8 protein-coding genes and 3 pseudogenes are annotated in these 10,403 nt (G+C 68.7%); 10 read left to right on the top strand and 1 reads right to left on the bottom strand.

Annotated features, from left to right (window positions below; genetic code table 11):
• From ACFW1A_RS05850 to ACFW1A_RS05815, 8 genes and pseudogenes are all read left to right on the top strand, one after another.
• Positions 1-469, top strand: a 469-nt coding sequence (locus tag ACFW1A_RS05850; RefSeq protein WP_380404774.1) for a transposase, incomplete at its 5' end; no start/stop codon positions are given.
• A 74-nt stretch (positions 470-543) separates the two neighbouring features.
• Entirely contained in the window at positions 544-2,184 is a 1,641-nt protein-coding gene (gene istA, locus ACFW1A_RS05845; RefSeq protein ID WP_380404771.1) for an IS21 family transposase, read from the top strand.
• A pseudogene (locus ACFW1A_RS05840) lies at positions 2,181-2,432 on the top strand (ATP-binding protein); the annotation flags it as partial. The gene istA and the pseudogene ACFW1A_RS05840, both read left to right, overlap by 4 nt.
• A gap of 172 nt (positions 2,433-2,604) precedes the next feature.
• Positions 2,605-3,765: a tyrosine-type recombinase/integrase gene (locus tag ACFW1A_RS05835; protein WP_380404767.1), complete on the top strand. Its 1,161-nt coding sequence runs from the start codon at positions 2,605-2,607 to the stop codon at positions 3,763-3,765.
• Positions 3,762-5,960, top strand: a complete 2,199-nt coding sequence (locus ACFW1A_RS05830; protein WP_380404764.1) for a tyrosine-type recombinase/integrase — start codon at positions 3,762-3,764, stop codon at positions 5,958-5,960. The genes ACFW1A_RS05835 and ACFW1A_RS05830 overlap by 4 nt, the downstream gene beginning before the upstream one ends.
• Positions 5,957-6,406, top strand: coding sequence for a DUF6262 family protein (locus tag ACFW1A_RS05825; protein WP_380404761.1), 450 nt, complete (start codon positions 5,957-5,959; stop codon positions 6,404-6,406). Before ACFW1A_RS05830 ends, ACFW1A_RS05825 begins: the two co-directional genes overlap by 4 nt.
• A 59-nt stretch (positions 6,407-6,465) precedes the next feature.
• Positions 6,466-6,909: a hypothetical protein gene (locus ACFW1A_RS05820; protein ID WP_380404758.1), complete on the top strand. Its 444-nt coding sequence runs from the start codon at positions 6,466-6,468 to the stop codon at positions 6,907-6,909.
• Positions 6,910-6,936: 27 nt separating this feature from the next.
• A pseudogene (locus tag ACFW1A_RS05815) lies at positions 6,937-7,488 on the top strand (ATP-binding protein); the annotation flags it as partial.
• A gap of 11 nt (positions 7,489-7,499) precedes the next feature.
• On the opposite strand, the gene ACFW1A_RS05810 reads toward ACFW1A_RS05815, so the two are convergent.
• Positions 7,500-7,955, bottom strand: a complete 456-nt coding sequence (locus tag ACFW1A_RS05810) for a hypothetical protein (RefSeq protein ID WP_380404756.1) — start codon at positions 7,953-7,955, stop codon at positions 7,500-7,502.
• Between the two features lie 137 nt (positions 7,956-8,092).
• Between ACFW1A_RS05810 and ACFW1A_RS05805 the strand changes: the two are divergent.
• Positions 8,093-9,261 (top strand): annotated as a pseudogene (locus ACFW1A_RS05805) (IS3 family transposase).
• Positions 9,262-9,454: 193 nt separating this feature from the next.
• Positions 9,455-9,883 carry a hypothetical protein gene (locus ACFW1A_RS05800; RefSeq protein ID WP_380404753.1) on the top strand — a complete coding sequence of 143 codons (429 nt, stop codon included), beginning with the start codon at positions 9,455-9,457 and terminating at the stop codon, positions 9,881-9,883.
• The last annotated feature ends 520 nt before the right edge of the window (positions 9,884-10,403 follow it).

Raw genomic sequence — 10,403 nt, 5'->3', positions numbered from 1 at the left:
GGAGACGACTGGACGCGATGCGGCGAAGAAGGTGCCCGGCCGCAAGCGGGGACTTGCCGTGGACGTGCTGGGCCTGGTGATCGCCGTGGTCGTGCTGGCCGCCTCCGTCCACGACAACGCCTTCGGCACCGCCCTGCTCGACAAGGTCGCCGCCGGCACCGCCGGCACAGTGACGAAGGCCCTGGTGGATCAGGGGTTCAAGAAGACCGTCGTGGACCACGGCAAGCAGGTGGGCATCGAGGTCGAGATCGTCGAACGCAACCCGGTCGATACCGGGTTCGTCCCACAGGCGATCCGGTGGCGGGTGGAGCAGGCGAACGGGATCTTGATGCTGCACCGGCGGCTGGTGCGCGACTACGAGCACCGCCCCGCCTCGGCCGAGTCCTGGATCTACTGGGTGGCTTTATACGCGAGTTGTGAGAGCACCTGTCGCTCGGCGACGAGACCACCCGCTGCTCCAGGTGAGTGATGTCGCTGAGTTTTGAGAGCGCTCGGGTGCTTGCTTCGGGACATGGTTGTGCACTGCACGACGAGGGGACCCGGGTGCTGCCGAAGACCAAGGTCGATCTGTACGCGGCGATCCGCCGGGACTCGCACGCCGGCCTGTCGAACCGCGCTCTTCAACGCAAGTACGATGTCGGCTTCCTGACGGTGAAGAAGGCCCTGGAGTCCGCGTGGCCCGAGCCGCGCAAGAAGCTGCCGCCCAGAGCGACGCGGCTGGATCCGTTCAAGCCGCTGATCGACCGGATGCTGCGGGCAGACCTGGACGCACCGCGCAAGCAACGGCACACGGCGAAGCGGATCTTCGATCGGCTGGTGGACGAGCACGGTGCCGACGAGGTCTCGTACCAGATGGTCCGCGGCTACATCGCCGAGCGCCGCAAGGAGATCCGCCTTGAGGCCGGCCGCGGGGTGGAGGACGCGTTCATCCCGCAGACCCACAAGCCCGGCGCCGAAGCGGAGGTCGACTTCGGGGACGTGACGGTGCGTCTGGCCGGCGAGCTGGTGACCTGCTTCCTGTTCGCCTTCCGGCTGTCCTACTCGGGCAAGGCGGTGCACCGGATCTTCGCCTCGGCCGGGCAGGAGGCGTTCTTCGAGGGCCACGTCCACGCTCTCAACACGCTTGGCGGGGTGCCGACCGGGAAGGTCCGCTACGACAACCTTAGGGCCGCCGTCGCGCGGGTGCTGGGCCTCTCCCGCCAGCGGATCGAGGCCGAGCGGTGGACCGCGTTCCGCTCGCACTACGGCCTGGACGTGCTCTACTGCCAGCCCGGAATCCGCGGCGCCCACGAGAAGGGCGGCGTCGAGGGCCAGATCGGCTGGTTCCGCCGCAACCACCTCGTTCCCGTCCCCGAAGTCGCAACGCTCGCCGAGCTGAACGCGATGATCGACAAGTGGGACGTGGAGGACGACGCCCGCCGCATCCGCTCCCGGCCCCGCACCATCGGCGAGTACTTCGCCGCCGAGCAACCGCTGCTGGCACCGCTTCCTGGCGAGCCGTTCGAGACCGGCCGGCCGTTCACGCTGCGGGTCGACCGCTACAGCCAGATCAGCGTCCGCACCAACCGCTACTCGGTGCCGGTGCGGCTGATCGACCGGACCGTGCGGGCCATACTGCACGCCTCCGAGCTGGTGGTCTACGACGGCCGGGAGGAGGTCGCCCGGCACGAGCGGTTGATCGCCAAGGGCGGCACCCGGCTCGACCTGGACCACTACCTGGAAGCCCTGGTCCGCAAGCCCGGGGCTCTGCCCGGGGCGACCGCGCTCGACCAAGCCCGCTCCGCCGGGAAGTTCACTCCGCTCCACGACGCCTGGTGGGCCGCGGCCCGTAAGGCCCATGGCGAGCGCGACGGCACGCGAGCGCTTATCAAGGTCCTGCTGCTGGGCCGCCACCTGCCTCACGAGCACCTGGTCGCCGGCCTCGCCGCCGCCCTGCGATCGGGTGCGTTGACTGCGGACGCGGTCGCGCTGGAAGCACGCAAGGCGGCCGACGCGGACACCACGGCTGCCGCTGACCCGCAGCTGCCAACGGCCGACCGGGCAGCGGTGACCGCGCTCACCGAGCGTCGCCTGGCCCAGCTCCCGCCGGACACCAGGCCGCTGCCCTCGGTGGCCCACTACGACCAGCTGCTGCGACTTCACCGACCGGACCGACCGCCCACTCCTGAAGGAGAAACACCGTGACCTTCCCCCGCCAGCGAGGACTCACCGAGCAGGCCGCCACCGCCGCCATCGACCACGCCTGCCGGCTGCTGCGGCTGCCGACCATCCGCTCGCAGTTCCCCGAGCTCGCCGCCACCGCGGCCCGCGAGCAGATGTCCTACCTCGGCTTCCTCTCGGAGCTGTTGATGTCGGAGTGCGACGACCGGGCCCGGCGCCGTTCCGAGCGGCGGATCAAGGCCGCCGGGTTCCCCAGGGACAAGTCGCTTCGCTTATCTGGGGTTCGTCTGTGCCCGTCTGGAACGTCAGTCAGCGTGGGGTTCACTCGTTTTGGTGGTCGTTGGCGTTGCGCTATCCGGGGTGGCCCGACAGCGTCGGTGACGTCGGCACCATGGCGTTGTGCCAGTGCAGAGAGTCGAGTTGGGTGATCGGCGGACGTGGACGGTGGTCGGTCCCGACCATCTGCCGATCGTGTCCGTCGAGGAGTTCTTGGAGTTCCTGCGTGTCGGCCGGGATGCGTCGCCTCACACTCTCCGTTCCTACGCTGCGTCGCTGAACGCGTGGTGGGACTACCTGGAGGCGGCCGGGCTGGCGTGGGACGAGGTGACGCTGTCGTCGTTCCTGCCGTTCCTGACGGTGCTGCGGACCGGTGATCCGGTCGGGGTGCACCGTTTGCCAGGTGCTGGTGCCGCCCCGGTCGGCGGGGTGGCGGAGTCGACGGTGGGGCTGCGGGTGGCGGCGGTGCTGTCGTTCTACCGGTATCACGCGGATGTGCACGGGGTGGCGGTCGCCGGCCGGCTCTACCGGGTCGGTGGGCGCCGGGCCCGCAGCCGATACGTCGGGGCCCTGGCCCACCTGGACCGCGGGAATGACCATGTGAGCCCGGCAGTGCGCATCCAAATCCGCGATCGCGGGCCAGCACCGGTCCTCACGCCGGCACAGGCCGCGGCGATCATCGACGGATGCGCGCGTTTCGATGTCGTCTCCGGGCGGTGGTCGGGGTCGGTACGCGACCGGCTGCTGTTCGCGACGCTGAGCGAGACCGGGATGAGGCTGGGCGAGTGCCTGTCGCTCAAGCACTGCGACTGGCATGTCGGCCGGGGCGGGACGCCGTTCGTCGAGGTCGTACCGCGGCAGGACCACCCGGCCGGGGTGCGGGTGAAGAACAGCCGGTTCCGCAGGATCTACATCAGCGACGACCTGGAGCGTCTGCACAGCGAGTACGTGTGGGAACTGTGCGACGCCGACGCCCACCGGGCAGTGGACCTGGAGAACTGGTGGGTGTTCGTCAACCTGCGTCGCGGCGAGTGGCTCGCGCCGCTGCGGCCGGAGACCGTCTACGACGTGGTCGACGGTCTCAAGCGCCGGCTGGGAGAGGCGGTTCCGTCCGCCTGGACACCGCACTGGTGGCGCCATACCCACGCGACCGCTCTGCTGCTGTCCGGGGCTCACGAGCACGTGGTGATGCGGCGGATGGGCCACGCCGACGTGCAGACCACGCTGACCCTCTACGGCTGGGTCACCGAGGATGCCGAGTTGAAGACCTTGGCGAACTGGAAGTCATTCACCACCAACTGGCGCGGCCTGGAGGGAAGTTCGGCATGACCGACCATCGTATCCCGTCGGTTCCTGCCGGCGGTTCGACCGCCCCGGACCGGTCGGCCCAGAGTGCCGCGCTGGTCAACGGACTGGACCCGGTGTTCGCTGGGCCGCTGTTCGACGGACGCGACCCGAAGCTGGCCGGGGTGTTCATGCGCGGATCGCGGCAGGTCCGGCTGGACATCACCGCCCTGCCGCTGGTCATGCGCCGCGAGGTGGGCTGGTGGCTGGCCACCTGCGCGCGCACCGGCGAACGCCAAGCCCACGCCAGCGAGTGGAACCGCTGGGCGGTCACCGCCGGCGACGTCATCGCACGCCACCCGCATGTCGCCTCCTTCGCCGACCAGTCGCTGGCCGAGTGGATGACCGCCTGGGTCCGGAGATTCCACGCCGACCGGGGCCGGATGCCCGCCCCCGGGCATCGGCTCCGGGCCGAGCACGCTCTGCGCGGCATGCTGGAGCGGCTGCTGCGGCAGTACGCCAGCGAAGTCGACTGGTGGCGGCACGACATCTGGTCGCTGCGGCTGGACCCGCGCATCCCGCGGCGCGAGCACGAGCCGCGCGCCAACACCGCCGTCCGCTGGGGCGACGTCACCCCGGTCTGGCTGCGGGAGGGGACCAAATTCTACCTCCGGCTGCAGATGGAGTCGGGACAACTGACCTGGTCGACGGTGATGCAGCACCGCGTGAACACGGCACGCTTCGCCGCGTTCACGGCCGAACGCGGAATCGACCACCCCGCCCTGGCGGACGGCTCCGAGTGGAGCCTGCGCGCACTCGCACTGGACTTCGGCACCTTCCTGCACCACTGGCAGCGCGAGACACCAGGCCGAGCCGAGGTCGGCGGCAGCCTCCAGCCGAGGACGATCAACAAGAACCTGCAGACGATCGACCTGTTCTACCGGGTCATGACCGACTGCCGCACCGAGGCCGCCGAAGCCCTGGACGATGCCCGGTGGCTGGCGCTCACCGACAGCCACGCCCGCATGTTCCGCTCCGGCGACCGGCCCCGGCAACGCGAGGTCCGCGAGGCCGACGAACGCAACTACATCAACGACACCGACCTCAGCAGCATGCTCACCCACATCGAGCTCATCGGCCTGCCGACCGAGCAGACCCGCACCGTCGTCCGCGACGCCCGGCAGGTCGAGCTGGCCGGCCTCGGACATCCTGCGGTCATGCGGGCCTGGCTCATCCAGGCCATGACCGGGCGCCGGGCCAGCGAAGTGCTGATGATGGACTTCGAACCGCTCTCCGACATCCCCGGCCTGGATGCCGCAGCCGTCCCCGAGGGCGGGATGGTCGCCCGGCTCCGCTACCAGCAGACGAAGATCGACGCGGCACCGAACACCATCCTCGTCGGCCGCGATGCCGTCGAGATCGTCCGGGAACAGCAGGCGTGGGTGCGCGAGCACTGGCACCTGGGCGCCGCCGACACCATCCGCTACCTGTTCCCCAAGACCACCGGTACCCGGCACGGCACCAAGTCCTGGGAGACCAGCAACTACAACCGAGTCCTGAAGGACTTCAGCCACCACCTGGACCTGCGCGACTCACGCGGCGAACTCCTCCTCTACTCACGAAGCCACCGACTCCGCCACACCAAGGCGACCACGCTGATCAACGCCGGAGCCCCCATCCACGTCGTCCAGCGCTACCTTGGCCACCTTTCTCCCGAAATGACGATGCGCTATGCCGCGACTCTGGCCAGCACCGCCGAGCGGGAATTCCTCGCCCTGGCCAAGGTCGGCCGGGACGGCCGTGAGCTCGGCATGGACCGCCGCGACATGCTGGACCTGGTCCAGCTCGATCGCCGCACCGACCGGATCCTGCCCAACGGCTACTGCCTCCTGCCGCCCACCCGCTCCTGCGACAAGGGCAACGCCTGCCACGGCTGCGACCACTTCGCCACCGACCGCACCTTCCTGCCCGACATCCAGCGCCAGCTCGCCGAGACCGAGTCGCTGATCGCATCCCGGCAGGCCCGACACGCCGACCGCTACGGCGAGCCGATGAGCGCGGCCAACGTCTGGCTCGAACAGCGCAATGCCGAAATCCGCAGCATGCGCCTGGAGATCACCGCCCTGCAAGCTCAACCCGATGACAGCACCACCGCCGTCCGCGGCGCCGGCGTCCTGGGCCGCGACGGCTACCAAGTCACCCCTGCTTCGCCAGCCACGAAAGGCGGTGCCGGTCAATGAGCGATCTCCCCGACCCAGCCAGCCAGAACAGCAGCACTCGCCGCATCGAAGCCCTGAAGAAGGCTGCCCAGAACAAGAGAAAGGCGGCGACCGACCGGGCAGAGGCCGGAATCCGGTCCCTGCTCAAGGACGGAACAGAGATCAACTTCCGATCGGTCTCCCGATCAGCCGGTGTCAGCCTTGACTTCCTCTACGACCATCCTGACCTGCGACTCCGCATCGAGACCCTCCGTGGGCAACAACAGCGCGCCACGGCACGGCCCCCCGCCGACACCACGCCGAACAGCAACGGCACCGTAATCCAGACCCTGACGGAGGCGCTTCGTCGCGAGCGCGGCACCCGCCGAGACCAGGTCCGTGATCTGGAGCAGAGGCTCGCCGCCGCCCACGGAGAGATCCTCCGTCTCCAACGCAGACTCCGCGAACACGGCCTCGCAGATCGGTGAACCACCTGCCTCGACGGGCTGCCATCCCGTGACCGCGGGGGCTTCGCTACGGTGCTGCCATGCCGAAGACGAGCGTCAACAACGACACCGAGAACATGCTCTGCCTGTGGCTGGAGCCCTGGGGAACGGACCACTGGATGCGTCCCGGAGAACAGTTCACGGTCGTCACCGAAGGCGAGCCCGAAGAGTCGCCCTTCAACGTGATTGTCCATGATCAGGGCATCAGCGTGTGGGCGAACACCGCCAACGCCGCCGAGGTCTTCGACAAGAACGGCAACGAGGCACCGTGCGGCCATCAGCGCCCGATCGAAGCGATCAGGGAGTTCCTCGCAGGTGCGGAGAAGCTGCTGCAACACGTCGAGGGCAGGTCAGCCATGCAGCAGGAGATGGCCCGCACCCACTACGAGCGGCTTCGGCAGGAGTTGGCCGAGGCGGAAGCAGCGCAAGAAGGCAAGTCGCACGCTACCGACGGCGTCGGCAACGTCCTGATCAGCGACAACTGATCTATCTGAATCACCAACCCCAGATAACTGCGGAAGTTCGACTTCGACGCCAACCCGAACATCGACCCGGCCACGGTCCACACCCTCGCGGCCTGCGAGTGGATCAAGAAGAGCCTGCCGCTCTGCCTGATCGGCGACCCCGGCACCGGCAAGTCCCACCTGCTGATCGCGCTCGGTACCGAAGCCGCGATGGCCGGCTTCCGGGTCAAGTACGTGCTGGCCACCAAGCTCGTCAACGAACTCGTCGAGGCCGCCGACGACAAGCAGCTCGCCAAGACCATCGCCCGCTACGGCCGCGTCGACCTCCTCTGCATCGACGAACTCGGCTACATGGAACTCGACCGCCGCGGCGCCGAACTGCTGTTCCAGGTTCTGACCGAGCGAGAGGAGAAGAACAGCGTGGCCATCGCCTCGAACGAGTCGTTCGCCGCCTGGACCAAGACCTTCACCGACCCCCGCCTCTGCGCGGCCATCGTCGACCGCCTCACCTTCAACGGCACCATCATCAAAACCGGCACCGACTCCTACCGCCTCGCCAGCACCCGGGCCCGGGCCGAACAGCAGGCCGCCGCCCGCTGACGGCCGGCCGGTCACAGGGCGATCGGACGATACCTGAGGGCCTCGTCGACGATCTGCTCGGCCGAGGCGTCCCGCAGGCCGGCCGGGGGATGGAAGATCAGGTCGCTGACCCGGGGATGCGTCACGTTGGCTTCGAGGAGCCGCAGGTAGTAGTCGCTCGCCGGGTCGCTGGCCAGGATTCTGCGGACGATCTCGACGAGTTCGTCCGTGGTGACGTCCGCGATCCGGGGCCGGGCCGGGCGGGCTGCCTCCAGCGCGAACTCGGCCACGTCGCGGCTGGCGTCGTACTCGGCGAAGTCGAGAGCCACGTAGTCGTGGCCCGTCCTCGCGTTGAAGGCCGCGATCTCCTCGTCCGCGTTCTCGGCTCCGCGGAGCACCAGGTCGGCGATCCGCACGATCTCACGGCTGAGCTCGTCCTGCCGCTGCTGGCTCACCGACGGGGGCACCAGTTCCGCTCTCAGATCCACGGCACGGATTATGCCGCCGGTCTCCGACACGCCGACACCGCCATCGAGGTGCTCTCGCTTTGGGCTTGATTCGCTTTGGCGGACACCTCTGATCAGGGGCTTCGGCCCTGAGAAGGATGATGTCCATCATGGAGAGCATGGGGAAGAAGAAGCCACGCCCTCGTCGCGCGTTCACGCCGGAGTTCAAGGCCGAGATCGTCGAGCTGTGCCGCCGCGGCGACCGCTCGGTCGGTCAGGTCGCCAAGGACTTCGACCTGACCGAGACCGCGGTGCGGGACTGGGTCAAGCAGGCCGAGGCCGATGCCGGCGAGCGCGACGGCCTGACCAGCGACGAACGCGAGGAACTGGCCAGGCTGCGGCGGGAGAACCGCCGCCTGCGCGAGGACGTCGACATCCTCCGCCGTGCGACGGCTTTCTTCGCCAAGGAGACCCGGTGACGGTGCACCCGTTCATCGAGGCGGAGAAGCAGGCAGGCCACAACGTCAAACGGGCGTGTGAACTGCTCAAGGTCTCCAGAGCCGCCTTCTACGCCCGCCGCACCGCCGCCCCCGGCCCCCGCGCGGTCCGGGACGCCGAACTGACCGAGAAGATCACCGAGCTCCACGAAGCCTCGCGCGGCAGCTACGGCGCCCCGCGCGTCCACGCCGCCCTGCAGCGCGAGGGCGACCGGTGCGGCCGCCGCCGAGTCGCCCGGCTGATGCGCCGAGCCGGCCTGGAGGGTCGTCATCGCAGACACCGACAGCGCACCACCGTGCCCGACCCCCGGGCCGCCGCCCGGCCGGACCTGGTCCTTCGCGACTTCGAGCCCGACCCGGCGGCCCTCGATGCACGCTGGTGCGGCGACATCACCTACATTCCCACCGGCGAGGGCTGGCTCTACCTGGCCACCGTCATCGACATCGCCTCCCGGCGCGTCGTCGGCTGGGCCACCGCCGACCACCTGCGAACCGAACTGGTAGCCGATGCCCTGCGGGCCGCCTGCCACACCCGCCGCCCGACCCGGCCGGTCGTCTTCCACTCCGACCGCGGCTGCCAGTACACCAGCCGTGAATTCGCCAATCTCGCAGCCGAGTCCGGAGTCAGACTGTCCGTGGGCCGGACCGGCCAGTGCTGGGACAACGCGCTCGCCGAGTCCTTCTTCGCCACCCTCAAAAGAGAGTTGATCGGCGAACGTCCCTGGCCGAGCCGAGCTGCGGCACGAAGTGCGATCTTCGAATGGATCGAGGCCTGGTACAACATACGCAGACTGCACAGCAGCCTCGGCTACCGCAGTCCCGCCGAGTACGAGACCGTGCTCGCGGCCTGACCACCACACCGATGGTGTCCGTCAAAGCGGAGCAAGCTCACTTCTCGCCAACATCGCTCGGCATCCCGATCAAGAACCGACGCCAGAACCCACCGACATCCGCTCTCGCTTTCACCTACACAGCCAACTGGGCGATAAGCGACGTGATGACCCGTCGGCTGACGGGCAGCGTGACCCCATCCTGGCGCGGCGCGTGACTGGTGGGGAACTGACCCTGGGTGCGGTGCTGGTACGGCTGGAGGAGCGCGAGCGGGAGATCGCCGCGCAGGCCGAGCAGACCCGCGAGCAGATCACACAGCTCACCGCGGTGCTGGACGAGCTCGGCAGGGCTGCCGAGAAGATGCGGATCACCCGCAAGACGCTGCTGGAACTGCCGGAGCCGGCCCCGCCCGCGCCGTCGGCGTCCGCGCCGGAGCTGCCAGGTGGGGCGGCCTACCAGGAGATCATGGCGGTGTTCGCCCAAGCGGGCGGTCCGCTACGGGCGCGGGGCGTGTGCCAGGCGTTGGACCTGGACCTGGCGCCGAACAACATCAACAACGTCCGGATGAAGCTCAAGCGCCTGACCGGGCGCAACATCCTGACCGAGCCCGAGCCTGGCCTGTTCACGCTGCCACGTCCGTAGTCGTCGGACGAGGGCTACTTCCTCCACGACGCAGTCTCTCCTCATGAACCGTCACGGCAGCCTGCTACACCACCTTGCTCCGGGCGCAGCGGACTCAGTCGTCCGCCATTCAGCCGTCAGCTTCCAGCGTTGCTGTGCCCGAGAACCTCCCCAGCCAAGGTCCTACTCTCCTGCTACTCGGCGGCGGATGGCGGGCGAGTACTCCGCCGATGGGGCCCTGCCTCATGCTTGATGCAGAGCCTCTCCGCATGAATGTGCGAGCTCAACAACTCCTGGCGCAGGACGCACCGGGATCCACCTATCGGAAGCAAACAAGGAGCTAATAGTGCGTTGAGACCGAGTGGCACACCATGCAACCCAGACCCGACCTCATCGCATCAAACTGGGCGTTTCCTTCCTCACAGACGACATCCCGAGCACTCAGCACCCCGCGGAGGCCCTCGGCCGCTGGAGGACACCGGTATCGCCACCGGTGGCGTCGACCACTCGGTCAGCGCTCAGGCTGCAGGTGATCCCGACA

This window comes from Kitasatospora sp. NPDC058965 (genome assembly GCF_042741245.1).
GTDB lineage: Bacteria > Actinomycetota > Actinomycetes > Streptomycetales > Streptomycetaceae > Kitasatospora.
The sequence above is the reverse complement of the archived record's forward strand: the minus strand, read 5'-3'. Positions and strand labels throughout refer to the sequence as shown.